The sequence below is a fragment of the Actinomycetota bacterium genome (assembly GCA_014360655.1).
Lineage (GTDB): Bacteria > Actinomycetota > Geothermincolia > Geothermincolales > RBG-13-55-18 > JACIXC01.
This window is the reverse complement of the sequence record JACIXC010000008.1, coordinates 52,526-78,761: the sequence shown is the minus strand read 5'-3', so window position 1 is coordinate 78,761 and position 26,236 is coordinate 52,526. Positions and strand designations below refer to the sequence as shown.

18 protein-coding genes are annotated in these 26,236 nt (G+C 66.0%); 3 read left to right on the top strand and 15 right to left on the bottom strand.

Translation table 11 applies throughout. The annotated features are described in order from the left end of the window. Positions 1-182 precede the first annotated feature (182 nt). Positions 183-1,325: an NAD(P)-binding protein gene (locus tag H5T73_07205; protein MBC7247549.1), complete on the top strand. Its 1,143-nt coding sequence runs from the start codon at positions 183-185 to the stop codon at positions 1,323-1,325. Between the two features lie 384 nt (positions 1,326-1,709). Beyond that, positions 1,710-2,801 (top strand): beta-propeller fold lactonase family protein, encoded by a 1,092-nt coding sequence (locus H5T73_07200; GenBank protein ID MBC7247548.1) that lies wholly within the window; start codon positions 1,710-1,712, stop codon positions 2,799-2,801. Positions 2,802-2,863: 62 nt separating this feature from the next. Here the strand turns inward: H5T73_07200 and rpoD are convergent, their stop codons facing one another. From rpoD to H5T73_07125, 15 genes are all read right to left on the bottom strand, one after another. Next, entirely contained in the window at positions 2,864-4,069 is a 1,206-nt protein-coding gene (gene rpoD / locus H5T73_07195; protein ID MBC7247547.1) for an RNA polymerase sigma factor RpoD, read from the bottom strand. Between the two features lie 73 nt (positions 4,070-4,142). Then, positions 4,143-6,044: a DNA primase gene (locus tag H5T73_07190; GenBank protein MBC7247546.1), complete on the bottom strand. Its 1,902-nt coding sequence runs from the start codon at positions 6,042-6,044 to the stop codon at positions 4,143-4,145. A gap of 20 nt (positions 6,045-6,064) precedes the next feature. Then, entirely contained in the window at positions 6,065-7,069 is a 1,005-nt protein-coding gene (locus tag H5T73_07185) for a deoxyguanosinetriphosphate triphosphohydrolase (protein ID MBC7247545.1), read from the bottom strand. 75 nt (positions 7,070-7,144) lie between these two features. Further along, positions 7,145-7,744, bottom strand: coding sequence for a flavodoxin family protein (locus tag H5T73_07180; protein MBC7247544.1), 600 nt, complete (start codon positions 7,742-7,744; stop codon positions 7,145-7,147). A 335-nt stretch (positions 7,745-8,079) separates the two neighbouring features. Next, positions 8,080-10,737, bottom strand: coding sequence for a pyruvate, phosphate dikinase (locus H5T73_07175; GenBank protein ID MBC7247543.1), 2,658 nt, complete (start codon positions 10,735-10,737; stop codon positions 8,080-8,082). Positions 10,738-10,857: 120 nt separating this feature from the next. Next, positions 10,858-12,948, bottom strand: a complete 2,091-nt coding sequence (locus tag H5T73_07170) for a glycine--tRNA ligase subunit beta (protein MBC7247542.1) — start codon at positions 12,946-12,948, stop codon at positions 10,858-10,860. A gap of 1 nt (position 12,949) precedes the next feature. Further along, a complete protein-coding gene (gene glyQ / locus H5T73_07165; GenBank protein ID MBC7247541.1) occupies positions 12,950-13,825 on the bottom strand; it encodes a glycine--tRNA ligase subunit alpha in 876 nt (291 codons plus the stop codon). A gap of 271 nt (positions 13,826-14,096) precedes the next feature. After that, positions 14,097-14,894 (bottom strand): hypothetical protein, encoded by a 798-nt coding sequence (locus H5T73_07160; GenBank protein MBC7247540.1) that lies wholly within the window; start codon positions 14,892-14,894, stop codon positions 14,097-14,099. Positions 14,895-14,952: 58 nt separating this feature from the next. Then, positions 14,953-15,816, bottom strand: coding sequence for a hypothetical protein (locus H5T73_07155; GenBank protein MBC7247539.1), 864 nt, complete (start codon positions 15,814-15,816; stop codon positions 14,953-14,955). 359 nt (positions 15,817-16,175) lie between these two features. Beyond that, positions 16,176-17,327 (bottom strand): HD domain-containing protein, encoded by a 1,152-nt coding sequence (locus tag H5T73_07150; protein MBC7247538.1) that lies wholly within the window; start codon positions 17,325-17,327, stop codon positions 16,176-16,178. A gap of 401 nt (positions 17,328-17,728) precedes the next feature. Next, positions 17,729-18,310, bottom strand: a complete 582-nt coding sequence (locus H5T73_07145; GenBank protein ID MBC7247537.1) for a DUF488 domain-containing protein — start codon at positions 18,308-18,310, stop codon at positions 17,729-17,731. Beyond that, a complete protein-coding gene (locus H5T73_07140) occupies positions 18,307-18,798 on the bottom strand; it encodes an NUDIX hydrolase (protein MBC7247536.1) in 492 nt (163 codons plus the stop codon). Before H5T73_07140 ends, H5T73_07145 begins: the two co-directional genes overlap by 4 nt. A gap of 635 nt (positions 18,799-19,433) precedes the next feature. Further along, positions 19,434-19,862, bottom strand: a complete 429-nt coding sequence (locus tag H5T73_07135) for an ACT domain-containing protein (GenBank protein MBC7247535.1) — start codon at positions 19,860-19,862, stop codon at positions 19,434-19,436. A gap of 2 nt (positions 19,863-19,864) precedes the next feature. Continuing rightward, positions 19,865-21,157: a phenylacetate--CoA ligase gene (locus H5T73_07130; protein MBC7247534.1), complete on the bottom strand. Its 1,293-nt coding sequence runs from the start codon at positions 21,155-21,157 to the stop codon at positions 19,865-19,867. Between the two features lie 563 nt (positions 21,158-21,720). Beyond that, positions 21,721-22,794, bottom strand: coding sequence for an alpha/beta fold hydrolase (locus H5T73_07125; GenBank protein ID MBC7247533.1), 1,074 nt, complete (start codon positions 22,792-22,794; stop codon positions 21,721-21,723). A gap of 313 nt (positions 22,795-23,107) precedes the next feature. Between H5T73_07125 and H5T73_07120 the strand changes: the two genes are divergently transcribed. Further along, entirely contained in the window at positions 23,108-26,095 is a 2,988-nt protein-coding gene (locus H5T73_07120; GenBank protein ID MBC7247532.1) for a S8 family serine peptidase, read from the top strand. Positions 26,096-26,236: the final 141 nt, after the last annotated feature.

The window sequence follows — 26,236 nt, the reverse complement described above, 5'->3', positions numbered from 1 at the left end:
CGACGGGGAAGCGGCCGCGGCGGCGCACGGGTTCTCCCGTGGTCGGCGCGGGAAATCCCGCGAACGGCGCGAGAAGCCGGCGGACCGATAGCCGGGACGCGACGGGCGGCGCTCCTGGTGTGCAACGGCGGCTGAAACCCCGTTGACAAGGCGGGCGGGGAAGGCCGTTCAGGCGTGAAACCGTGCAAGGCGGGCGAGTACGAGGAGGCGCATTGGGCGAAAAGGTAGTCGTGGGCGCGGGGCTCGCGGGGCTCACCGCGGCCATCAACCTGCGGCGGCGCGGCCACGAGGTAAGGGTGCTGGAGAGGCGGGACGGCGTGGGCGGTCCCTCGCGGGACCTGCCCACCGGTGACCTCAGCTACACCATGGGCGACGGCAGTCCCGTGGAGCTGGATAAGCTGCACCGCTACACGGGGATAGACATCGCGCCTGCCTGCGTGCCCCTTCCCGGTATCCGCGTCTACAGCTTCGGCAAGCGTTACGACATCGCCTTTCCGCCCAACGTGCCCGCCTTCCTGGTGGAGAGGGGTCCCCGCGACGGTTCCCTGGACATGCACCTCTACCGCATCGCGGTGGGGGAGGGGGTGCGCTTCGAGTTCAACTTCCCCTTGAGGACGCGCAGGGACTTCCACGATCTTCCACCCGGGACCATCCTGGCCACCGGCATCTTCCCCGAGGCCTATCACGCCCTCGACCTCCCCTTCGTGCCGGGATACGGGCTCTTCGGACAGGGGAGGGTGACGGAAGGTTACGGCGGGCCGCAGGTCATCATCTACATGGACCGCCATACCTGGGATTACGCCTTCTTCTCCACCATCAACGGCACCGCCGGGGCCCTGCTCTTCCAGCGCAAGCGGCCCCTGAGCGAGGAGGCCAAGAGGTGGTTCCCCTCCCGGCTGGCCCGGGACGAGGGGATAGAGCTCTCGGAATGGTACGACGTGGAGGACTTCGGCGCGGATAAGGAGCTCCTTCCCCTGCTCCCCCTGGGGTCCATCGCCAATCCGCGCCTCTTCCACGGAAAGTTCATCCTGGCGGGGACCCTGTCGGGAGCCCAGGACCCCGTGCTACTCTTCGGGGTCCACGGGGCGCTGGTCACGGGGACCATCGCGGCCATGGCCGTGGAGGAGCCGGAGAGGGCGCAGGCGGAATTCCGCCGCATCATACGCTTCTGGAAGAGTAACTACCTGGGCCGCCTCGTGGTGGAGGCCACCCACCCCTGGGGGCTCAAGGTGGGTTCGAGGCTGGGCCTGGAGCTGTACCGATACTACGCGCCCTTCGCCCTGCGTTATGCCTTCCTCATCGTGCCGGGATGGCTGCGTTTGTGAGTGGTTCATGTAAATGGGAGGCGGCATCTGGTGGATGCGCCTGCGCGCGCCGCTAACGCTCGCCTCACTCGGCTCCCAAGATGCGAGGCAAGCTCCCTGTCGGTCGTCGATGGTAGGGTCGAAGACAGGATCATCGAGGGCGGGCGCGGGCAGGCCGTGGTGGTCTCGGCGCTTGCCCGCACGCCCGGAAGGGGATGGCGCCTGCCCCTCAAGGAGCAAGAGGCCGGGGGCCGTCGTGTCCGTACCTGGATTTCCGCCGGCCACGCGCAAGGAGGCACTTGGCGGGAAGAAACACGGGAGGGTAGGAAGATGGGCCCATCGTCGGTGTCGTCTCACGGCAATGCCTCCCAAGTCGCGCGGGAAGAAACACGGGAGGGTAGGAAGATGGTGGTTCACCGCCTGTTGCGCGCAGTATGCTTCGCCGTGGCACTCCTGCTGATGCTGGCGCCCGTCGGCTGCGGAGCGTCCCGCGGGACCGGGACGGAGAGGGAAGAAGCACGGACAGACGAGGTCGCGGCGGAAGAGACGCCGGAAACGCAGGACCAGCAGGAGGAGCTCCCGGCTTTCGCCACGGGCCCGGTCACCGCCCTGCGCCCACTGACCACTCTCTACGTGGAATCGGGACCGAAATCGGTTGAGCTCATGCCCGGCGGAGGCCGCATCTTCGTCAACGACCTCTACGCCCACAAGAACTTCATATTCGATGCCATAAATTACCAGAAGCTCTCGGTGATAGCCCTGCCGGACGAACCGGTGGAGACGGACTTCTCACCCGACGGGCGTTACGCCTGGGTTTCCCTCTACAATTCCTCCAAGGTGGCGATAGTGGACACGGAGGCAGGGGCCGTCGTCGGTTCGGTCCCTACCGGGAGCATCCCCAAGGAGGTGGCGGTGAGCCCCGACGGCAAGTGGGTATACGTGGCTAACTGGAACTCCAACACCGTTACGGTTATCGATGCCGGGGCCAGGACCAGGGTGAAGGACATCCCCGTGTACGGCACTCCCCGCGGCATGTGCTTCTCTCCCCGGGGGGACCGGCTGTACGTCTGTATCATGGGCGGAAACACCCTCACGGAGGTGGACGTCAACGCAGGCCACGTGGTGGCACGCCAGATCCCCTGCGGCCAGAACCCACGCCACGTGGTCCTCTCCCCCGACGGGAACACCCTCTACGTGAGCAACAACGCCCCGGGGACGGTCACCGTCATCGACCGCGTATCGGGATCCACGCTGGCCACCATCAAGGTGGGGAGGATGGCGCGCACCATCGACATCACCCCGGACGGGGCCTACCTCTTCGTGTGCAACTACGACGACGGCACGGTGGGGTGCGTGGACATCGCTGCCCGCAAGCAGATCTTCACCTACGCCACCAGCAAGCCCATCGGCCTGGCCGTGGACGCGCGGGGCGAGCGCCTTTTCGTCTCCAACTACTCGCCGCCGCAGATAAGCGTGCTGGAGATCGTCCGCCAGTAGCCACGACCACCGACCACCATACCCGAAGCGATCTGCCCTGGACGAGACGCGACCGGGGGGTGCTACTCGAGGTAGTCGCGGAGCTTGGCGGAGCGCGTGGGGTGGCGGAGCTTGGCCAGCGTCTTGGACTCTATCTGGCGGATGCGCTCACGGGTCACGCCGAACTCCCTCCCCACCTCCTCCAGGGTGCGGGGGTGGCCGTCCGTCAGGCCGAAGCGGAGCCGGATGACCTCCCTTTCCCGCTCGCTGAGGGAATTGAGCACGTCCTCCAGCTGCTCCTGCAGGAGGATGAAGGAGGCGGCGTCCACGGGAACCACCGCGTCGGAGTCCTCGATGAAATCACCCAGGTGGGAATCCTCCTCCTCGCCTATGGGTGTCTCGAGGGAGACGGGCTCCTGCGAGACCTTGATGATCTCGCGCACCTTCTCCGGGGTCAGCTCCATGCGCTCGGCGATCTCCTCGGGGGTCGGTTCCCTCCCCAACTCCTGCAGGAGCTGCCTCTGTATGCGGATGAGCTTGTTTATGGTCTCCACCATGTGCACGGGGATACGGATGGTGCGCGCCTGGTCGGCGATGGCCCGGGTGATGGCCTGACGGATCCACCAGGTGGCATAGGTGGAGAACTTGTATCCCTTGCGGAAGTCGAACTTCTCCACCGCGCGGATGAGCCCCAGGTTCCCCTCCTGGATGAGGTCCAGGAAGAGCATGCCCCTTCCCACGTAGCGCTTGGCTATGGAGACCACCAGCCGCAGGTTGGCCTCCACCAGCTTGCGCTTGGCCTCCTGTCCCGACCTCTCCTGCCGCTTCAGGGCCCGCTTTTCCTCGCGGCTCAGCTTATCGCCCATCTCCCGCAGTTTGGCGGAGGCCTCCTCGCCGGCCTCGATGCGCTTGGCCAGCTCCACCTCCTCCTGCGCGGTGAGCAGGGGGACCTTCCCGATCTCCTTCAGGTACATGCGCACCGGGTCGTTTGTGGGGGCCTTTCCGGCCAGCTCAAGGTCCCTCTCCAGGCTCGCCGCCCTGCTCTCGCCCGCCTCTTCCTCCTCCTCCTCGAGTTCGTGCAGGCTCTCGGCGGAGGGACCGTCAACCACCTCCACGTTCAACTCGTCCAGGAGGACGTAGAGGTGATCGATCTGTTCCGGGGTAAGGCTCAACCCCTGCAGGGACTCGCTTATCTCGTCCTGGGTGAGGATACCGCGTCCCTGCCCCTTTGAGAGAAGCTCCTTTATCTCGTCGTAATCGAGGTCTTTCCAATCCTCCACTGCTATCACCTTAAAAGAGGGTTTCTTATGAATAATCGAGAAAACCAGCTATGCCCTTTAGCCTTCCGTATGGCCTACAAGACTACCTGACCTGCCTTTTCAGGCGCTCAAGGGCGTAAATCTCCTCCGAGAGCTCCTGTTCGCGCTCGTGATCCCTGCGAGGAGCGGAGGAGAGCGTTTCCAGTTCCTTCTTCAATCTCCTTATTTGACGCTCGAAATACAATTCCTTCAGTGACGCCAGCAGATCATTATACATCACGCGCGCTTCTTCCGCGCCCATACTACCAAGATTCCCACTTTCGTCGAAAATTAACGACGTGGCGGCGTTGCGCGCCCGCTCCGACGGCAGCCTCTCCACCGCTGCCGCGACCAGGCGTTCCCAAGCTCCCGCGGGACCCTCGCCCGCCGCCCCGCCGGGACCCTCGCCCGCCGCCCCGCCGGGACCCGCCGCTCCGGCGTCCTGCTCCCGCTCCCCTTCGACGCGGTGTTCCCGGGACGCCTCCAGCAGGGCCTCCAGTATATCGCGGGAGTCTGGGTCCTCGAAGAGGGCCGGGTCGATGCCCTCCCCCTCGCGGGGGACCATATATGGATGATGCAGTAAGAGGCGCAGGAGTTCCCTTTCCGCCCGCAGTTGCGGCGGCACGGCTATGTTCCTCTCCGCCACCGTCGCCGCACCCGTTTTCCCGCCCCTCGCGCGCTCGTACAGTTCGTAAACCGCCTGGTAACCCGAGCCGGCCCAGTCGGCGATCTCCTTGATGTGGCGTTCGTGATCGATATCCCTGCCCAGCCCGGCCACCAGGTGGACGGCCCTGCGCACTCCCCGCAGGCGGGAGTTGGTGTCCGCGGGATCGTGTTCCCGCAGCGCCTTCCCCACGCAGAAATCCACCAGCGGCACGCTCCGCTCCACCCTCCCGAGAAACTCCTCCGGCCCCTCGGCGGCCACGAAGTCCGCCGGGTCCATTCCTTCCGAAAGGAGCATGACCCGCAGATCCAGGTCGAAATCCCCGTAGAAATCCAGGCCCCGCTCGCTGGCGCCGATGCCCGCCCGGTCGGCGTCGAAAGCCAGGATGACCCTCTGCGTGAGGCGCGAGAGCAGCCGCAGGTGCTCCTCGCCGAGGGCAGTGCCCAGGGTGGCCACGGCGTTGCGCACGCCCGCCTGCCAGAGAGAGATGACGTCCGTGTAGCCCTCGACCAGTATGGCGTACCCCTGGCTCACTATCTCGCGCCGGGCGAGGTTGAGGGCGTAGAGGTGGCGGCTCTTCACGTAGATGGCGGTCTCGGGGGAGTTGAGGTACTTGGGCTGCGCGTCACCCAGCGTCCTGCCGCCGAAGGCGACCACCCTGTCCTGCAGGTCCTGGATGGGGAAGATGACGCGGTCCCGGAAACGGTCGTAGGTGCCCTTCTCGCCCTGCAGGCCCAGGCCGACGGCGAGGAAATCCGCGGCCTCGAAACCGCTGCGCAGCGCCTGGCGGTAGAGGAAATCCCAGCGGGCGGGGGCATAACCCAGCTTGAACTGGCGCACGGCTTCCTCCCCGATGCCACGGGACGCCAGGTATTCCCTCGCCTTCCTTCCCGCCTCGCCCTCGGTGAGGACACGGTGGTAGGCGTCGGCCGCCCACTGGTTGACGCGGTAGAGGCGCGCGCGCCGGCTCTCCACCCCCGCGGCCTCCCTGCCCCCTCCCTGGTAATGGAGGGTGAGGCCCACGCGGGAGGCCAGCTTCTCCACCGCCTCGCGGAACTCCAGGCCCTCCTTCTTGCGCAGGAAGGTGAAGACGTTGCCGCCCTCGCCGCACCCGAAGCAGTGATAGAGCTGCTTCGCGGGGTCCACCATGAAGGACGGCGTCTTCTCGTCGTGGAAGGGGCACAGTCCCTTGAAGAGGCGCCCCGCCTTCTTCAACTGCACGTAGTCCGATATGACCTCGACTATGTCCACCCGCTCCCGCAGGCGCTCAATGTCCTCGTCCCGGATCCTTCCCCTCGCCATGGACGCGCCCCTTTCGTCCCTTAAAGGTCCCCCACCCAGACGTGGGGCAGGAAGTGCTCGTGGTATTTGCGCATGGCGTAGCGGTCCGTCATGCCGGCCACGTAGTCGCAGACCCTCACCCTCAGGTCATCCTCTCCGCGGCGGAATTCCTCGGGCATCTCCTCCGGGTGCTCGAGGTAGAAGTGGAAGAGGCTGCGCAGGACCATGATGGCCTTGTCCTCCTCCTGCTTGGCGACCGAGCCCACGTAAACCCTCTCGAAGAGGAAATCGCGCAGTTCGTCCAGGGCCGCCGCCACCTCCTCGCTCTGGCGGATGTCCTCCCCGTCGCCGCTCGCCTCCACCATGTCCCTCACCAGGGTGTCAATGCGCTGGTTGTGCCGTCGGCCCAGTACCTCCAGGGCGGCACGGGGAAGTTCCTCCTCGCTGAGGATGCCCGCGCGCACGGCATCGTCTATATCGTGGTTGACGTAGGCGATGCGGTCGGCTATACGCACCACCCTTCCCTCGAGGGTGGCTGGAAGGGGGCTCTTGCCCGTGTGGTTGAGGATACCGTCCCTCACCTCCCAGGTGAGGTTCAACCCCTTCCCGTCGTACTCCAGCTTCTCCACCACCCGCAGGCTCTGCTCGTTATGGCGGAAGGGGGTGGGGGTGAGGTCGCGGAAGGCCTCCTCCCCCATGTGCCCGAAGGGGGTGTGGCCCAGGTCATGCCCCAGGGCGATGGCCTCGGTGAGGTCCTCGTTGAGGCGCAGGGCGCGCGCGATGGTGCGGGAGATCTGGCTCACCTCAAGGGTATGGGTGAGGCGGGTGCGGTAATGGTCGCCCTCCGGAGCCAGGAAGACCTGGGTCTTGTGCTTGAGGCGGCGGAAGGACTTGCTGTGCACTATACGGTCGCGGTCCCGCATGAAGCAGGTGCGCAGCGGGTCCGGCTCCTCCATGCGCTCGCGGCCCCTGCTCTCGCGGCTGCGCGTGGCGCGGGGGGAAAGCCACTCCTCTTCCCAGCGCTCTATGTCCTCTCGCACGCCCATATATGAGACTCCTCACCTCAAGCGCGTCCGCGCCTCCTCTCCGCCGCGCCGTCCCTCGCGCCGCGACCCCGCGTCCTATTCCGCGGCGCCCCTCGCCTTCTTCACCTCCCGCGCCAGGCGCTTACCCAGTATGCGCGCCCTCTCGAGGGCGAAGGAGTCCTCCGCGACCGGTTTCTGGCCGCACACTCCCTGGTGGCCCGCGTCGTCATCCGCCGTTCCCTCCCCCACCAGGCTCATGCCCTGGATGAGGAGCATGTCGTGCAAAGCCTTGACGGTGGTCTCCTGGCCGCCGAAACGGGCCGCCCCCACGCTCACCGCCGCCGCCGGCTTTCCAACCAGCGTGCGACGGGAACGTATGGCGCGCGTCTTGTCCCAGAACGCCTTGAGCTGGGCGGAAACCGTGCCGAAATAGACGGGGCTTCCCAGCACCACCGCGGCCGCCCCCTCCAGGGCGTCGCACAGCTCCTTGAGGCCGGCGTCCTTGCTGTGGCAGGCCTCCTTGCAGGGACTGGAACAGGCCATGCAGAAGGGGTTCTTCTGCCCCTTCAGGGCGTCCATCACATGGGATAATCTACCATCCACTCCCTCCTCCCGCGCGGCCGCCAGCACCTCCTGCAGGAGGAAGGCGGTATTACCCTCGCGGTTGGGGCTTCCGTTGACGGCCAGTATGTACACCTCGCATCACTCCTTCCCCGCCCGCGGCACGGTGGTAATGCCGCAAGCGTTCAGACCACGCCGGTCTACGGTCGGGACCGCCGCCCCTGGCTTTCACGCAACGGGACGCCGCCGTAACGCGAACCGGGTACGCGACGCAGCCGACCTCTCCCACGATCCTTCCATGACCTTTCCATGACCTTTCCATGACCTTTCCACGATGATTGTAGCGCCGGGTGACGTCATCCTGCCCGCGGGAAACGGGAAGCCGCCCGCCCGAAAGGCGGCTCCCCCTTTCGCGCCTCGCGCGGGAACCGCGTGCGGCCCCCGCCGCCCGGCGCCGGGAGGTCTCTCCCCTACTTCGTGGCGTCCTGCACCCCTCCCAGGGCGGCATGGGCGGCCGCCAGGATGGCCACCGGCACCCGGAAGGGGGAGCAGCTCACGTAATGGAGGCCGACGTCGTGGCAGAAGCGGATGCTGCGGGGGTCTCCCCCGTGCTCGCCGCATATGCCCAGCTTGATGCCGGGATTAACGCTCTGCGCCAGCTCGCAGGCCATGCGTACCAGCTTCCCCACGCCCTCCACGTCCAGGGTCTGGAAGGGGTTGTCGGTGAGGATGCCCTGCTCGAGGTAGAGGGGGAGGAACTTGGCTTCCGCGTCGTCCCGGCTGAAGCCGAGGGTGGTCTGCGTGAGGTCGTTGGTGCCGAAGGAGAAGAAGTCCGCCACCTCCCCGATCTTGTCGGCGGTAAGGGCGGCTCGGGGCAGCTCGATCATCGTTCCCACCAGGTATTCCAGCTCCACCTCCATGGCCTCGATGACGCCCTCGGCCACCTTGACCACCTTTTCCCTCTCGATCTCCAGCTCCCTGCGGAAGGCGACCAGGGGGATCATGATCTCCACCCTGGGGTCCTTGCCCTGCTTCTTGAGGTCGCAGGCGGCCTTGATGATCGCGCGCACCTGCGCCTCGGTCACGCCGCCCATGGTGCACCCCACGCGGCACCCGCGCAGGCCCAGCATGGGATTGGCCTCGGACTCCGCGCGCACCCGTGCCAGCAGCTTCTCCTTCGCCTCGTACTCCTCCCTCTCGCCGGGGACGTGCTTCAGCCTCTCCAGCTCCACGCGCAGGTCGGCCAGGTTGGGGAGGAACTCGTGCAGGGGAGGGTCAAGCAGGCGGATGGTGACCGGGAATCCATCCATGATCTCCAGGATCTTCTCGAAGTCGCGCCGCAGGAGGGGCTCCAGCTCCATGAGGGCTTCCTCCCGCTTCTCCTCGTTCTCGGCCAGGATCATGCGGCGCACGATGGGCAGGCGGTCCTCCCCGATGAGCATGTGCTCGATGCGGCAAAGGCCGATACCCTCGGCGCCGAAGTCGCGGGCGCGGCGCGCGTCCTCCGGGGTGTCGGCGTTGGTGCGCACCCCCAGCTTGCGTATCTCGCTCGCCCAGGTGAGGATCTTCTCCAGGTTCACGTCCACCTTGGGCTCGATGAGCCCGACCTCGCCCAGGATCACCCGTCCCGAGGTGCCGTCGATGGTGATGACGTCGCCTTCCCGCACCACCAGGCCGTTCACCTCGAAGATGCGCTCGGCCTGGTTGATCTTCACCGCCTCCGCGCCGCAGATGCAGGGCTTGCCCATGCCGCGGGCTACCACCGCCGCGTGGCTGGTCATGCCCCCGTGGCTGGTGAGCACGCCCTGCGCGTTGATGATGCCGTGTATGTCGTCAGGGGTTGTCTCCCAGCGCACAAGGATGACCTTCTCGCCCCGCGAGCCCCTCACCTCCGCCGTGTCGGCGTCGAAGACCACCTCGCCCACCGCCGCCCCCGGCGATGCAGGCAGACCCTTGGCGATGACGTCGTAAGTGGCGTCGGGATCGAGGCGGGGGTGCAGCAGCTGGTCGAGCTGGTCGGGCTGCACCCGCGACACCGCCTCCTCCTTGCTGATGAGGCCCTCCTCGACCATGTCCACCGCGATCTTCAGGGCGGCCGCGGCAGTGCGCTTACCGGTGCGGGTCTGCAGCATGTAGAGCTTGCCCTGCTCGATGGTGAACTCTATGTCCTGCATGTCCCGGTAATGCTTCTCCAGCCTGTCCATCACCCCGGTCAACTGCCGGTAGAGGTCGGGCATCTCCCGCTCCAGCTCCTCGAGGCTCCTGGGGGTGCGTATCCCCGCCACCACGTCCTCGCCCTGGGCGTTGACCAGGTACTCTCCGAAGCGCCGCGCCTCGCCCGTGGAGGGGTTGCGGGTGAAGCACACCCCGGTGGCGGAGTCATCTCCCTTGTTACCGAAGACCATGGTCTGCACGTTGACCGCCGTTCCCAGGTCTTCGGGGATGTCGTACTGCTTGCGGTAGGTTATGGCACGGGGGTTGTTCCAGGAACCGAAGACGGCCCGGATGGCCAGGTCGAGCTGCTCGCGCGGGTCGGAGGGGAAATCCCTGCCCGCCTTCTCGCGCACGATGGCCTTGAACTTCTCCACCAGGTCCTTCCAGTCCTCGGCGGTGAGCTCCACGTCCAGGGAAACGCCCCTCTCCTGCTTCCTGCGGTTTATCTCCTCCTCGAAGAGGTCGCGCTCCACCCCCATGACGATGTCCGCGAACATCTGGATGAAGCGGCGGTAGGCGTCGTAGGCGAAGCGCTCGTCGCCGGTCTGCGCGGCCAGTCCCCTGACCGACTCGTCGTTCAGGCCTAGGTTGAGGACGGTGTCCATCATACCCGGCATGGAGATGGCGGCGCCGGAGCGCACGGAGACCAGCAGGGGGTCATCCTTGTCCCCGAGCCGCTTGCCCATCTTCTCCTCCAGGCGCCGCAGGTGTTCCTCCACCTCCTCCTGCAGCCCGTCGGGGTACTTTCCCTCGCGTGAAAAGATGTTGCACGCCTCGGTGCTTATGGTGAAGCCGGGGGGGACGGGCAGTCCCAGCCTGGTCATCTCGGCCAGGTTGGAACCCTTGCCGCCCAGGAGCCTTTTCATGCTGGCGTCGCCCTCTTCGAAGTCGTATACGTACTTGGTCGCCGTCATCTCCTCTTCCACCTCGCCTTCTCGCCTTTCTACCTGTACACGTTACCCATATCCTCCGGAATAAAACAGTGAAATTATAATCTATAATCGATTTCTCCGCTTTCCGCCCTTCCCGGGAGCCTACGATCCGGTCCCCTCGGTCACCACCTGGCTGAAGTCGGCGAACTCGAGGAAGAGCGAGGCGACCGCGTGGAGCAGAGCCAGCCTGTTTTCGCGCAGCCGCTCGTCATCGCCCATGACGAATATCTCCGAGAAGAAGCGATCCACGTGGGGAGCGAGCGCGAGCAGGACGTCCAGGGCGGCGCCGTGCTCCCCCGCGTCCAGGTATCCCCTTAAGGGCTCCTGCGCCCACACCAGCCGGGAGTAGAGGTCCTTCTCGGCCTCCTCGACCAGCAGCTCCTCCGCCAGGCGCGGGTTCTCCGCCTTGCGGGAGAGGTTGTAGCAACGCTCGAAGCCCGTGTAGGCCTTCTGCAGCAGGCCCTCGCGGCGCGCGTCCTGCAGGGCCTCGAGGCGCAGGCGTGCCTCGTAGGGGTCCCGCGTCGCCTGCGCGAGCACGGCGGCCACCAGGTCGTGGTCGAACCCCTCGGAGATAAGGGCCTGCCGCCACCTCTGGCGGCAGAAGTCGCATACCTCGCCCGCCACTTCCGCGGGATCGGAGAGGGCCAGGTTCTCCGCCGCCTTCCGCAACAGGGAGGCGAGATCCAGGTGCAGGCGCGATCCCGCCAGGATGGAGAGTATCGCCAGGGCCTGACGGCGCAGGCCGTAGGGGTCCTCGGAACCGCTGGGCACCAGCCCCACACCGAAGCAACCGGCGAGGTTGTCGACCTTCTCGGCCAGGGAGAGCACCGCCCCCGGCAGGGTGCGGGGGAGGGCGTCTCCCGCGAAACGGGGCAGGTAGTGTTCCTCCACCGCCGCCGCGGTCTCCCCGTCCTCGCCGGAAGCGAGCGCGTAGATGCGTCCCATGGTCCCCTGCAGGGAGGGGAACTCTGTGACCATGGAGGTGACCAGGTCCGCCTTGCAGAGGAGGGCGGCGCGCTGCGCCTTCTCCCTCACCTCCTCGGACAGGTGGGCGGAACGGCATATCTCGCCGCAAAGCACCCGCAGGCGTTGCGCCTTGTCGTAAAGGGTGCCCAGCTTCGCCTGCCACACCACCGCGCGCAGGTCCTCCAGGCGCCGCTCCAGGGGCACGCGCAGGTCTTCCTGGTAGAAAAAGGAAGCGTCCTCGAGGCGCGCGCGCAGCACCCGCTCGTGCCCCCTGCGGATGACCTCTCCCTTTGCCGGATCGCCGTTGTGGACCACCAGGAAGGCCGCGGCGAGCCCGCCGTCGTCCCTTTCCACCGGGAAGTAGCGCTGATGCTCCTGCATGGCCGTCACCAGCACCTCGCGCGGGAGGTCCAGGAACCCCTCCTCGAAGCCGCCCAGCAGCACGTGGGGGTATTCCACCAGGTCCACGACCTCATCCAGGGTATCCTCTGAGGGGACCGCGCGCATGCCCTTACCGCCCAGGGCTTCCGTGACGCCCTCCTCGATGGCCCTCCGCCTCTCCGCCTCGTCCGCCAGGACGCAGGAGCGGCGCAGGGCCTCCAGGTATTCGTCGGGGCGCCTTATCTCCACCTCGCCGCCGCAGAGGAAGCGATGGCCGCGTGTCATCCTCCCCGCCTGCAGTCCAGCCGCCTCGAGCGGCACGACCTCCTCGCCGTAGAGAGCCAGCAGCCAGCGCACGGGCCGCGCGAAGCGGAACTCCCCCGCGCCCCAGCGCATTGACTTGCGGAAGGAAAAGGAGCGCACGAGCTCCTCCGTAAGACCCGGCAATATGTCCCGGGTGGGCCTGCCCTCCTCCCTCACCACCGCGAAGACGAATTCCCCTTTCCCGGTCTCCCTCACCCGCAGGTCCTCGACGCGCAAGCCGCGCGAACGGGCGAAGCCCTCCGCCGCCGCGGTGGGCCTTCCTTCCCCGTCGAAGGCCGCGGAGCGCGACGGCCCCCGCACCTCCGTCTCCAGGTCCGCCTGCCTACCGGCCAGGCCGCGCACCAGGACCGCGAGGCGCCGCGGGGTGGAGTAGACCTCCATCCCCTCCCAGGAGAGCCTCTCGCGTTCCAGCAGGGCCGCCAGGTTGGCCCGCAACTGCTCCCTGCCGTCCTGCACCGCGCCCCAGGGGAGCTCCTCGCTCCCGATCTCCAGGAGAAAATCGCGCGAAGCGTCCCCGGGCATATCAGGAACCTCCCTTCAGGAGGGGAAATCCCATCTCCTCCCTCTGGGCCAGGTAGGCGGAGGCCACCCCGCGCGCCAGGTCCCTTATGCGAGCGATGTAACCGGTGCGCTCGGTAACGCTGATCACCCCGCGCGCGTCCAGGATATTGAAGAGATGGGAGCAACGCAGCACGCAGTCGTAGGCGGGGAGCACCAGCCCCCTGGCGAGGAGCCTGCCGGCCTCGGCCTCGTGGCGCTCGAAGAGCTCGCCCACCATGGAGGTGTCGGCCTCGTCGAAACAGTAGGTGCTCCACTCCACCTCCGCCCGCCGCTGCACCTCGCCGTAGGTCAGCTGTTCGTTCCAGCGCAGGTCGAAGACGTCGTCCACCTCCTGCACGTACATGGCCAGCCTCTCCATGCCGTAGGTGAGCTCAACGGAGACCGGGCGGCAGTCGAGCGAGCCCACCTGCTGGAAGTATGTGAACTGGGTTATCTCCATGCCGTCCAGCCAAACCTCCCAGCCCAGGCCCCATGCCCCCAGGGTGGGGCTCTCCCAGTCGTCCTCCACGAAGCGCACGTCGTGGTCGGCGGGGTCGATCCCCAGTGCGCGCAGGGAAGCGAGATAGACGTCCTGCACGTCGTCGGGCGAGGGCTTGAGGATCACCTGGAACTGGGTGTGCTGGTGCAGGCGGTTGGGGTTCTCGGCGTAGCGCCCGTCGGTGGGACGGCGCGAGGGTTCCACGTAGGCCACCTTCCAGGGCTCGGGCCCCAGGGCACGCAGGAAGGTGGCGGGGTTGAAGGTCCCCGCGCCCACCTCCAGGTCGTAGGGCTGGGCCAGCAGGCAGCCGCGCTCCGTCCAGTAGGCCTGCAGGGCCATGATCATGTCCTGAAAATACATCCCTTGACCTCCCTAAGTGCGAACAGGGCTATGATAACACCTAGCCGCCCGCGGTTAGTAGATGCCCGCAGCGGCCCGGGATGCATGGCGACAAAGATATCCTTGACGGGAGAGACGTTGCTTTTCCCCGGCAAACAAGAGAAAGGACGTTGGGCGGGGATCATGTGCGTCGGGAAAGATGCGACCGGCTTCGACCCCGGTGCTCGCGTGACGTGCGTCGTCATGAAAGATCCCACGGACGGCGAGCCCGGGATTCACGTGATACACGGCATCAGAAGCCCTTGAACGGCCTGGCTCCGGAGGGCGCCTCCACCTCCACCTCCATGCCGTAGTCCGGAAGGTCCATGGTCAACTCCACGCGCGCCCTCTCCGGGAGAAGCCCCAGGCCCGCAAGGCCGCCCACCTCGGGAAGCTCGCTGCTGAAGGCGAGGTATATCTGCCTGATGACCGGCTCGTCACGCTGCACGCACACGCGCATCTCGGGCTCGGCCTCCTCCAGGAACGCCAGCAGCTCCTCCTGGGACATGTCCAGCTCCCGGGCCAGCTTGCGCACCGACTCCATGCCGGTGACCGCCTGCATGTCCAGGGTCACCGCCAGTTCCGTGCAATCGCGCCCGCCCACCTTCTTGAGACCCGCCTCTTCCAGCGAGGAGGCATGCGAGACCATCTCGGGAGCGGACGCCAGGACGCCCACGACGGCGGCCAGGGTCCCCTCGCCCCATCCCATCTCCCGCAGGGTGGATGCCGGGACCTCGTACCACACTCCCCCCATCTGCAGGTAAACCCTGTCCTCCTTGTAGCGCAGCGAGATCTCCATGCCGAGGACGGTGAGCCTCGCCTCCGCCGCGACGGGGTCCATGTCCATCCAGGCGTCGCCCTGCGCGGTAAGCCCCATGCCGGAAGCGCCCTCGAGGGGGGTGATGACGGCGTTGAGCTGGGCATGGAAGCTCCCCGCGGCCACGGCCCTCTCCGCCGCCTCCCGCAGTTCCCGCCCGTAGTCGCGTTTTCCCCCGCATCCCACCGCGAGGGTCGCCACGACGACGGCGGCGGCCAGCAAACAGAACGGCAACGCGCGAAAAGCCCTTGCGCGCAAGGTCCCTCCTCTCCGCCTGCCCCATCCCTGCCTGCTAGGTGGAACCCTTGTGCAGCATGGTGGGTTCCGGCTTGCTTATCACCACTTTCTGGTTATAGGTGGGGAAGTCTATCTCCATGATCACCTTCACGGTGAAGGAGGGGCTCTTCTCGTCCCCCTGCTCCTGCATCTCGATGTTGTAGAGGGTGCGCCGCAGCACGAGGTATTCCTTGTCGAACCAGTACTCGTAATTGACGCTGGCCTCCTTCAGCTCCCGCTTGATCTCCTCGAGCTTGGCCATGGTCTCCTCGTCCAGCTCCTCCCGCTCGCCCTTGATCATGTTGAGGAACTCCTCGTTCTGCATGATGGCGTCGAAGTTGGGCACCATGGCGATGTGGTAACAATCCCTGCCGTTGACCACCTCGTCCGCGAGGCGGGTTATCTTCTGGAAATTGTCCATGTACTCTGCGGTGTTCCTGGTGATCTCCGACACGCTCGGGATGTTCAGGTTGGAGCCGGCCGGGAGCTCGTACCAGGGGCCCGATTCCTCCACGCGGTAGTACTGCACGCCCTCGTAGAGCACGTAGTCGAACTCGCGCTCGATGGTGGACCACAAGAGGTGGGCCATGGCGTTCTCCGTCACGGCGTCGTAATCCCCCTCCCCGGTCAGCCTGACCTCGCCGGTATAGGGCTGCTTGCCCGTGGGAGGGATGAGGAAGGAGTAGTCGAATATGTAGTGGAGGCTGCGCACCTCGTCGGTGGCGTTCAGGCCCTCAAGCATGATCTTCTCGGGAGTGGCGTTCTCAGGCACCTCCCGCTTGAGCAGGCCCTCCGGATTGCCTCCCCCGCAGGCGACGATGATCAGTGCCGTGCCCGCCGCCATTAGGACCAGGGCCGCAAACCCCACCTTGTGTCTCATGCAGTCTCCTTGATCTCACCCGCGGAAGTCCGCCGCTCTAAAATATCATATTCACTTCGACGCGAGAAAGGCGTGGGGGGTTTCCCGCGGGACCTCATGCCCTACTCGCAAGTTCCAGCGAGTATGGCGTGCAGGCGATGGTAAGCCGCATGCCCGGGTCTCCTGTCACGGTCCCCCCGGTGGGGTCGGGTCCCTGCAGGCGGTCTTGCACCCGCGTAAGCGCGGCACTGCATCCGCGCGGGTCGTCTCGCATCTACGCGGGCGCGGGCAAAGCGATCGAGGGTGACCCCGGGATAGAAAGCCTTTTCTCGCGTCCATGCGGGCGCGGGCAACGCCCTCCCGGGATCGGCAGGGGAAGCCTAGATGGGGTGGTGGCTCCCGCCCGTCGAGGGTTGCTGCAGGTTTATCTCCCTGAGCAGCCTGACCTCCTCCCTCCCGGCCTCGTCCGCATCCATGGCGTATATGCGCGGCGTCATCACCGCCAGAAAGGCGTTGACCACCCGGGGATCGAACTGCACCCCGCTGTAGGCGTTTATCTCCCCGATGGCCTCCTTGACCTCCATGACCTCGCGGTAGGCGCGCCAGGAGGTCATGGCCACGAAGGCGTCCGCCACGCTGAGGATGCGGGCTCCCAGGGGGATGGACTCGCCCTTCAGGCCGTCCGGGTATCCCATCCCGTTCCACCACTCGTGGTGGCTTCGCACCAGCGGGATGAGTTCCCAGTTGGGACGGATGGCCGCCAACATCTCCGCACCCAGCCGGGGATGTTGCTTGATCAGCTCCTTGTCGGCGGGGACAAGCTCCCCCGCCCTGAAGGCGGTCTCGGAGAGATCCCCCGCTACCTGCAGCATCCCGATATCCATGAGGTTGGCCGCCCTTTCCACCAGGCGCACGTAGTCCTCGTCCAGCTCCATGCGGCGCGCGATCTCCACGGAGTAGAAGGCCACGCGCTTCCAGTGCCCCTTCATGTGTGGCATCTTCTTCTCCAGGCGGGCGTGCAGGTCGTCGGCGATGGCCACCAGCTTGGAAACCTCGAGCAGCGCCGTGAGGTCCTCCATCTGCCTGCGCAACCCCTCAGTCGTCTTGCTCAGCCTCTTGAAAACCTCCTCCGACTGGCGGCTGTAGTCCCTCTCGCGACGGATGAGATAGAGGGCAAAGGCCACGATGAGCAGGGCCAGGGCGATGCGGGTAACGTTGTTGAAGTACTGGGAGTTGAAAAGGCCGTTGAGCCTCTCCAGGTTGAAGGCGTAGACGACCACGGCTATGCCCAGGATGAGGAGCACCACGATGGACAGGTAAAGGACCTCCCGCCGACCCCGGTCCACGAGGACGATGCCGTTCTCCTGCCCGTTCTCCTGCCCGTTCTCCTGCCAGCTGCCGTCCGCCTCCCGGGCGGTGACCGGGGGCTTTTCCCTCTGCCCCTTGCGCCCCATGGCCGCCTCCTTTCCCCCTATCCACGACCGCTCCGGCCTTGCCCGGCCACGCGGACCGTGACGCACCGGCGTCGCCATCACGACACGAACGCCGCTTCCTTTTCGGTTCTTCCTTCGTTCCCGCGGCCGGTGGGCCACATCACCCTTCCGGTTGATTAAGCCTTGAAAAGAGGCCACCTCTGCGGCAAGGGGAGCCGGTGAGGCCTGCCGTAACCGGGTGGTGTCCGGTAAGACCTGCCGTAACCGGGTGGATCCCGGTGCAAGCCGTTGGGAATTGGTTTACCCGGGTGGGGTCCGGTGGGACCCGGTGGGAACGGGTGTACCCAGGTGGGCCCGGGCGCAAACTAGTGGGAAAGGGAGGGGTCCGGTGCGAGCCGTTGGTAACGGGTGGGGCCGAGATGACCGAAACAACAGCGGGCCCGGAGCCGGCGCCAAGGATGGGCCATTGCCGCCCGTACGCGGCAGACGGGAGCAGGACCTCATTCCTCCCTTGCGGGTTCCTCCGAGGGGAGGGAGAGGGACCCGGACTTGTCGCGGGGTTTCCATTCCCTTTGCGCGTCTATCACGTGGACGACCCGCCATCCCCTTTCCTCCAGGGCGGAAGCGATAAAGCGGCGGTGGCACTTCCAGGGGAGAAGCTCGGCGCAGACCACGGCGGTGGGCATCTCTCCCGCCAGCCTCTCCAGCTCCTCCATACCCTCCTCGAACTCGCGGCTATGCATGTGCGCCTCGTAGCCGCCTTTGCGGTAACCGCCCAGCGTCTCGCCCAGCCAGCGGTAATCATATCCCGCCTCCTGCAGGGAGGAGGCGAAAGCCTCTCGACTGAAATGGGGATAGCGCCGGCTGCCGGGGAAGGAGCGCACGTCGCACACACGCGCGATACCCCGAAGGGCGAGGAGATTCAGGAATTCCTCCATGGTCCGCGTGCTGGTGCCCAGGGTATAGACCACCCTTCCCGCGGCTTCGGGCCGGTCGTCGTTCGCCTGCGAGGACATCTCCGGCTCGCGCCCCTTGACCTCTTGTTCGGGCTTGCCCTCCACGCCGTCACCCGCCTTCGTCATCCGCTCTTTCCTTCCATCTCTCCACCCTGCCCGCCCTTTCCTCCCCGTCCGCCCGTCAATCCTTGCTTTTCCATATATTCCCATGCCCTGTCCAGCACTTCCCTCTCTCCCTTATAGGATAAGGACGTGCGGGCTTTTTCCAGGGGGAGCCATTCCACCCCCTCCACCTCCCAGTCATGATCCCGCTCGCTTCCGCCACGGTAGCGGAGGAGGAAGAAATGGACCAGCTTGAAGTAGCGCGTGTTCTCCTCCTTTGAGTAATAGTAATAGCGTATGTATCCAAGGGGGGCGACCACCTCCCCCTCCATCCCCGTCTCCTCCCTGACCTCCCTCAGGGCTGCCTCCTCCGGGCTTTCCCCCTCGTCCACCAGCCCCTTGGGCAGGGCAAGTACCTTGCCCCCCTTCAGCCGGATCACCGCCACTTCATATCCCTTCGCGGCCGGCCTAACGAGGACACCCCCCGCGGAGACCTGCCTGCCGTACTTCATGTTCCCACCCTCCTCGTGGCACACGCAGCCTAAACCAATGTTAACAGTATTTTCTATGGCCAGAACGCCGCGCCCACCAGGCACTTATTCCCCCGTTGTGGGCCGGACAAAGGACGGATACACGATCAACGAAGGCCGGGAACGACCGGGTCGGTCGCAGCGAGCCTTTACTGAACCACCCACCCGGGCCGGTTCCGGGGGTCGGGCGAGGGACATCGCAAGCGGCCTCCGGTTTATCGCCCAACCAGCCCGGGGAACTACAGGGTCGGTCGCAGCGAGCGCGCCTATCCCACGTTTGGATTGTAAAGAAGGTGCGCGGCGCCGAGCGAGACCGTTACCCTGAGGCCCCGGGCCGGAAGAAGGACTGATACGCAACCACCAAGGCCGGGAACGACCGGGTCGGTCGCAGCGAGCCTTTACCGAACCACCCACCCGGGCCGGTTCCGGGGGTCGGGCGAGGGACATCGCAAGCGGCCTCCGGACCAGGAAGGCAGATGGTAAACCCTTGCATTCATGGAGCTCCTGCATGAAGAGGGGAAACCATCGCGAGGCCGCGCGTCGCGGAGCGAGCACGAGCCCCCGTCCCGGCCTATCTGTCCCCACCCAGCCCGGCTCCGGGTGCCTGGCGATGGATGCTAAAGGGAATAGAGTTCCCGGTCGCTCATGAGGGTGAAGCCGCCGCTCTTGAGGATCTCCTCGGCCTCGGGGATCTTCTCCACCTCCACCACCAGCACCGCGGTCCGCCTATCCTGCACCACGAAGCCGTAAGCGTCCTCGATGTTGACGCCTCTCTCGCCCAGCACCCTGCACACGCGGTGCAACCCGCCCGGGCGGTCGTCCATGATCACCGCTATGACCTCCTTGAGGAAGGCGGAGAAACCCTCGCGCCGGAGCGCCTGGTATGCTCGCTGCGGATCATCCGCAAGGAGCTTGATGACGCCGAAATCATCCGCGCCCGCTATGGTGACGGCCCTGAGGTTCACGCCCTCCTCCGCGAGCACCTCGGTGAGCCTCTCCAGCCTGCCGGGCTGGTTCTGCGCGAAGACGTTCACCTGGTGAGCCATCCTCATTCCCCCCTCGCGAATTCTCTCCTGTCCAGAACGCGCACCGCCTTGCCCTCCCCGGCGGGCAGCGTGCCTGGTTCCACCAGCTCCACCAGGGGTGTGACCAGTATCTCCTGGCGCAGCTCCTCCACTATCCTCTTGCGCAGGCGGTTGAGCTCGCGCACCTCCCCGTGCCAAAGGTCCCCGGCCACTTCAACCAGGACGCGCATCTCGTCGCGCGACTCCACGGTGTCCAGAATGATCTGGTAGTTGGAGCCCACCCCCAGTATGCCCAGGAGCACCCTCTCCACCTGCATGGGGAAGATGTTCACCCCCTTGACGATGAACATGTCGTCCGTGCGCCCCTTGATGCGCGATATGCGCCGGTGGGCCCTGCCGCAGCGGCACGGTTCCGGGTAGACGAAGGCAAGGTCGCGCGTGCGGTAGCGCAGCAGGGGCATGCCCTCGCGGTTGAGGGTGGTGAGGACCAGCTCCCCCTCCTCGCCGTCGGGCACCGGCTGCAGGGTCTCGGGGTCGATGACCTCGAGCAGGAAGCTGTCCTCCCACAAGTGCATCCCCTCCTGGTAGGGGCACTCGAAGGCCACCCCGGGGCCGTTCATCTCCGTGAGGCCATAGGAGTTGTAGGCCTTCACCCCGTAGGACTTTTCCAGGCGCTGCCGCAGGCTCTCCGTGTGGGGTTCCGCGCCGATGAAGGCGATGCGCAGGTCGGTGTCCTTCGCCGGGTCCAGTCCCATCTCGCGGAAGACCTCCAGCAGGTAGAGGGCGTAGCTGGGTATCACGTGCACCACGGTGGTATGGAAATCCCGCATGAGCTGTATCTGGCGCCTGCTGTTGCCGGACCCCGCGGGGATGACCAGGGCGCCTATGCGCTCCGCCGCGTAGTGGAAGCCCAGTCCCCCGGTGAACAGGCCGTAGCCCATCATGTTCTGGAAGACGTCGTGGCGGCGCACCCCGGTCATGAACATGCAGCGCGCCACCAGCTCCGCCCAGGCGTCGATGTCCCGCGCGGTGTGGAAGACCACCGTGGCCTGCCCTGTGGTGCCCGAGGAGGAATGCACGCGCACGACCTCCTCGAGGGGCACGGTGAGGAAACGCGCCGGGTCGCCTCCCCGCAGGGTATCCTTGTCCGTGAAGGGGATAGCTCTCAGGTCTGCGAGGGAGGTCAATCTCTCGGGGTCAAAGGACGCTTCCCGGAACAGGTCACGGTAAAAAGGGCTGCGCGCGCACCTCTGCAACACCTCGCGCAATCGCCGCAACTGCAGGGCCTCGATCTCCTCGCGCGGGAGGAGCTCCATCTCCCGGTTCCAGAATCCAGGCTGCGGTTCCCGTTCCACCTTTCGACCTCCCCTGGCAAGAAGCCGCGCTCGTGCCCCGGGACCTACCTGACACGATATTCCATCGAGGTCGCTTTCCCCGGCTTCACGACGGGGTGCCGGGTCGCCTCACGACAAGGAAACACGACCGTTTACCATTTTACCGGCTTCGACGGCACATTGAAAAAACGGCCTGTCGGGGTACCCGTCGCACGGGAGGCGAGCGGACGGGGCCGAGGCTCTCCCGGCGACCCTTTCCTCAGCACGCCGTCGAGATCTCCTCCGCGCATCGCCGAGACCGCTTCCTCAACGTCCCGCGCCTCCCGGGGACCTCGTGCGCCTGCGGGCCTGCCACCGGGAACGCCGATCTCGGGCTTCATCGCGGGTACGTCGCCGGCCTGGGTGCCGGCAAACCGGTCCGGGGCCGGCGGAGCACCGCCACAAGCAAGGCGCGGTCAGAGCGCGGCAAACACAAGGGACCGCGCTCGGCTCGCATCACCTTCTTTTCCCGGGCGGGATGCGGCGAGTAATAACCGGGGGGCGAGTCAAAGCCCGGCGACCTCCCTTATGGCTTCCGCAGCCGCCCCGGGCCTTTCCACCTCTATGAAATGGCTTACACCGGGGAAGATGTTGACCTTGCCCTCAAGCTGGGGCAAGGCTTGGATCCACTGCCTGACCACTTCCTCCTTCGCCAGGGGGTCCCATCCTCCCAGCACCGCGCGCACGCCGACGTTTCTCCCCCCGGGACCCCAGCATTTCCCGATATTTTCCTGAATATACTCGTAAAAGGGCGCGGTGTCCCGCTTTCCCACACCGCGTGCCCTGTAGACGCTGCCCTTCCCCCAGTACCTGGTGAGCAGGCACATCCTGCGCCCGCTCCTGGCGTTCATGCGCGGCCGAAACTGGTCGCGGTAGACCCTTTTCGCCTCCTTCTCCCTCCCGGGGATACGGCCCAGGGCGGTCGCCGCCGTGAAATAGGCCAGCCCCGACAGAAGGCGCAAGGCGCCCACGGGGGTGCGGAAAACGGCGTAGGGCCCGATGAACTGCCACATGAACACCGGGGTGATCCTGGGGATGTTGCACCACCCCAACCAGGATATGGGGTAGTTCCTGAAGGTGAGGCCGCTCTCCGGCACGGGGAACACGGTGGTGTTGAGGATCACCAGGTTCGATACCCTCTCCGGTTCCCTGATAAAGGCGCCGATGCCGGCGGGGCCGCCCCAGTCGTGCACCACGAGGGTCACGTCCTTCAGGTCAAGGTAGCGCACCAGCTGCAGGAGGTTCTCCGCGTGGTCCATGGCGGTCATCTCGTAGGTCGCCTGGTCCGAGAGCCCGAAGCCGATGTGGTCCATGGCCACCGCCCGGAAGGGCGACGCCGCCCTGCGCTTCAGCTCCTCCAGCACCTTGCGGTAGGCATAGGAATTCTCGGGGTTTCCGTGCACGAAGACCACGGTGGCGGCGGGCTCGCCGTCCCCCAGGACCACGTCGTAGAAGAACATCTTCTTGCCGTGGTCCGGGCCGCCCTCGAGAACGAACCACCGCCCGCTGCCCGGGGGATGGTAATCGCCTGGAACCTCCCTCAAGGGGGTGTTGCCCGGTTGATCGCTGATCCGTTCCATGACGACCTCCTTTCTTCCGCGGTCCTTGCCCGCCACAAGCCGCTTCTCCCGCTACGTCCGCCCTGCCCGGTCATCCCCGCTGATCATAATATGTTACCGCCATGTAAAACACATGCCCGTGACGAGATGAGGTGCGCGAGACGAGCGACCATTGCACCGTGCCCGCGCGAGCCTGTCCTGCATCCTGCACCCGATGAGAGACGCGATGCGCGTGAAAGCCGCGTGACAAGTTTGGCGCGGGAAATGTCGAAAATTCATATAAGATAAATGAAGCCCGCGTCGCGCTCACAACGCCGGGGACAAGGGAAACGAGATGAGGACGACCAAGACCATCATCGCCCTGGGAGCGATTCTTTTTATCGCCTCCCTTTCCCATGCCTGCGAGGTACCCCGAGCCCGCGAAGAACCGTACCCACATGGCTTGAGCTTGTCCATGCCGCCTTATGTCCCGGGGGAGCTCCTGGTCAAGTTCCGCGCCGGCACGCCCGAGGAACGCCGGTCCTACCTCCTGGAGCTCTGCGGAGCCGGCCGCGTACTCAAGGAAATGGGGCCGCCGCAAGGCCGGGTGCTCCTGGTGGGGTTAAACCCCGGGGTCACCGTGGAGAGCGCAGCGGGCGACCTCGTCTCGTTTCCCGAGGTGGAGTACGCAGAACCCAATTACACGAACTACTTCTCGCCGGCTGCAGACCATGTCCCCGGCGAAGGCCTCGAGAAACTCGTCGGTATTCCCTCCCTCCTACCGCTCGTGCCCAACGATTCCTATTTCAACCTGCAGTGGGGCCTGCACAACACCGGGCAGACCATCGGGGGCGTGGCCGGCGTGCCCGGGGCGGACATCGGCGCGGCAGCGGCCTGGGAGATCGAGCGGGGATACTCCCACCCGGTGACGGTGGCGGTCCTGGACTCAGGAATAAAATTTGACCATCCCGACCTGGACGGGAAGATATGGACCAACGAGGACGAGATTCCCGACAACGGCGTAGACGATGACGCAAACGGGTACGTCGACGACGTACACGGGTACAACTTCGCGGGCATCTCTCAGACCCTCTTCTTCTCAAAGTCGGGCGGCAGTTATATACCCCAGTACCGCCAGTTCGGCACCGGGACAGGCACACAGATGTATGCCCAGTCCATCAAGGGCACCGGTTACGACATCACGCACGTGGGCATCCTGCTCCTCAAGGTGGGCAACCCCACGGGGGAAATAACCGTTTCCGTGCGCAGCGACCTCAACGGACCGGACCTGGGAACATTTACCATATGCCCGGACGACGAGCCGGAGCGCAGGCTGGTGGATACCCTCAACCTCCACTACCGGGAGCTCTCCTCCCCCTATCACCTGGCTGCCGGCGCCACCTGCTACCTGGTCTTCAGGACCACCAACCTGAGCTCCAGCGATTTTTACTATATTTTCCAGGGAAGGAACCCGTATCCCGAAGGTCAGCAATGGCTCTGGAACGGTTCCGCGTGGTCGGGAAGCTCCACCTACGATTTCTATTTCAAGACCAACCCCAATCCACACCCGCGCGACGATTTCGGCCACGGCACCTCGGTGAGCGGGGTGGTGGCCGCGGAGAGCGACAACGCGCGGGGCATCTCCGGGGTCTCGCACGGCGCCATGATCATGCCCCTGAAGGTACTGAGCGCGGCAGGCTACGATGCGGGGGCCTTCGATATCGCCGAGCTGGTGGAGGGCATCTATTACGCGGCGGACAACGGGGCCAAGGTCGCCAGCATGAGCCTGGGAAGCCCGTTCTACTCCCAGGCCGTGCAGGACGCGGTCGACTATGCTCATGCCAAGGGCATGGTGCTGTGCGCGGCGGTGGGAAACGACGGCGCCGATTACGTAATATACCCGGCCTGCCTGGACAACGTCATCGGCTGCGCGGCCACCACCAACCAGGACCAGTGGGCCTCTTTCTCCAACCACCACGCCCGGGTCGACGCCAGCGCGCCCGGCCGCGACATCTACGTGACCAAGTACGAGGGATCCGGCGGTTACGCCTTCGGCTCGGGGACCTCGTACGCCACGCCCCACGTGGCGGGACTGGCCGCCCTGGTGTTCTCATTGCGTCCGGGCTATACCCCGGAGCAAGTGGAGCTAGCTATCTTCGAAAACGCCAAGGATCTCGGTGAACCGGGCAGGGACGATTACTTCGGTCACGGTCGCATCGACGCCTACGCCACCCTGCTCAGCGTGAGCCACGACGGGACGATCTTCACCGTTTCGGCCTCCGCGGGGCCGGGAGGCTCCATCGACCCCGAAGGCATGCTGGAGGCCGTGGCCGCCTCCGACCTCAGTCTCACCATCACCCCAGCCCCCGGCCACCGCATCGCGGGCATCACCGACAACGGCGTGGCGCAACCCGTCACCGATGCGGGCGGGATGGTCTATACCCTCACCGGCGTCCAGAAGGATCACGACATCCGGGTGACCTTCGAGCTCACCGAATACGACATCTCCTGCGACGTGGAGCCGGCGGGATCCGGCGGGGTTTGGGGGACCGGGACTTACAAACACGGATCACGTGTTACCCTCACCGCCTTGCCCGCCGCCGGCTTCCGCTTTGTCCGTTGGAAGGAGGAAGGGAGAGAGGTTTCCACTGCCAACCCTTACGTGTTCGACGCCGAAAGGGATCGCACGCTGTCGGCGGAGTTCAGCGAGGCCGCCCGCACCTGGTACCTGGCGGAAGGGTGCACCGCGGGCGGCTTCGAGACCTGGGTGGTGGTGCAGAACCCGGGCGAGGAGGCGGTCACCGTGGACCTCGTCCTGCAGACCGCGGAGGGGGAGAGGAGGCCCGCGGGCCTGCAGGGCCAGGTGATCCCGGCCGCCTCCCGCCGTTCCTTCCGCCTCAACGACCACCTCGTAGCCTGGGAGGTCTCCACCCGCGTGGAGGCGAGCGGGCCGGTGGTCTGCGAGCGCGCCGTCTACGGCGCAGGGAGGACCTGGGCCCACGACTCCCTGGGAGCCAGCGAGGCCTCCCGCACCTGGTACCTGGCGGAAGGGTGCACCGCGGGCGGCTTCGAGACCTGGGTGGTGGTGCAGAACCCGGGCGAGGAGGCGGTCACCGTGGACCTCGTCCTGCAGACCGCGGAGGGGGAGAGGAGGCCCGCGGGCCTGCAGGGCCAGGTGATCCCGGCCGCCTCCCGCCGTTCCTTCCGCCTCAACGACCACCTCGTAGCCTGGGAGGTCTCCACCCGCGTGGAGGCGAGCGGGCCGGTGGTCTGCGAGCGCGCCGTCTACGGCGCAGGGAGGACCTGGGCCCACGACTCCCTGGGAAGCTCCATCATCCCGTAGGCGCGCAACACAAAAAGATCACGAGTAAGGTGCTTGCCCCGAAAGCTGGCACGCCCGCGTGACCGCCACCTTACAAACAACACGCATGAGCAACGCACCGCGCCCGGCACCGAGGTGTTTCACTACTCCCGTTCATGTCCG

Excerpts from the sequence above, each read along its gene's own strand:
- H5T73_07200 (MBC7247548.1), top strand. The coding sequence starts at position 1,710 with ATGGTGGTTCACCGCCTGTTGCGCGCAGTATGCTTCGCCGTGGCACTC.
- H5T73_07190 (MBC7247546.1), bottom strand. The coding sequence starts at position 6,044 with ATGGCGAGGGGAAGGATCCGGGACGAGGACATTGAGCGCCTGCGGGAG.
- H5T73_07185 (MBC7247545.1), bottom strand. The coding sequence starts at position 7,069 with ATGGGCGTGCGAGAGGACATAGAGCGCTGGGAAGAGGAGTGGCTTTCC.
- H5T73_07175 (MBC7247543.1), bottom strand. The coding sequence starts at position 10,737 with ATGACGGCGACCAAGTACGTATACGACTTCGAAGAGGGCGACGCCAGC.
- H5T73_07170 (MBC7247542.1), bottom strand. The coding sequence starts at position 12,948 with ATGCCCGGGGACGCTTCGCGCGATTTTCTCCTGGAGATCGGGAGCGAG.
- glyQ (MBC7247541.1), bottom strand. The coding sequence starts at position 13,825 with ATGTATTTTCAGGACATGATCATGGCCCTGCAGGCCTACTGGACGGAG.
- H5T73_07155 (MBC7247539.1), bottom strand. The coding sequence starts at position 15,816 with ATGAGACACAAGGTGGGGTTTGCGGCCCTGGTCCTAATGGCGGCGGGC.
- H5T73_07150 (MBC7247538.1), bottom strand. The coding sequence starts at position 17,327 with ATGGCGACGCCGGTGCGTCACGGTCCGCGTGGCCGGGCAAGGCCGGAG.
- H5T73_07145 (MBC7247537.1), bottom strand. The coding sequence starts at position 18,310 with ATGACGAAGGCGGGTGACGGCGTGGAGGGCAAGCCCGAACAAGAGGTC.
- H5T73_07140 (MBC7247536.1), bottom strand. The coding sequence starts at position 18,798 with ATGAAGTACGGCAGGCAGGTCTCCGCGGGGGGTGTCCTCGTTAGGCCG.
- H5T73_07135 (MBC7247535.1), bottom strand. The coding sequence starts at position 19,862 with ATGGCTCACCAGGTGAACGTCTTCGCGCAGAACCAGCCCGGCAGGCTG.
- H5T73_07130 (MBC7247534.1), bottom strand. The coding sequence starts at position 21,157 with ATGGAGCTCCTCCCGCGCGAGGAGATCGAGGCCCTGCAGTTGCGGCGA.
- H5T73_07125 (MBC7247533.1), bottom strand. The coding sequence starts at position 22,794 with ATGGAACGGATCAGCGATCAACCGGGCAACACCCCCTTGAGGGAGGTT.
- H5T73_07120 (MBC7247532.1), top strand. The coding sequence starts at position 23,108 with ATGAGGACGACCAAGACCATCATCGCCCTGGGAGCGATTCTTTTTATC.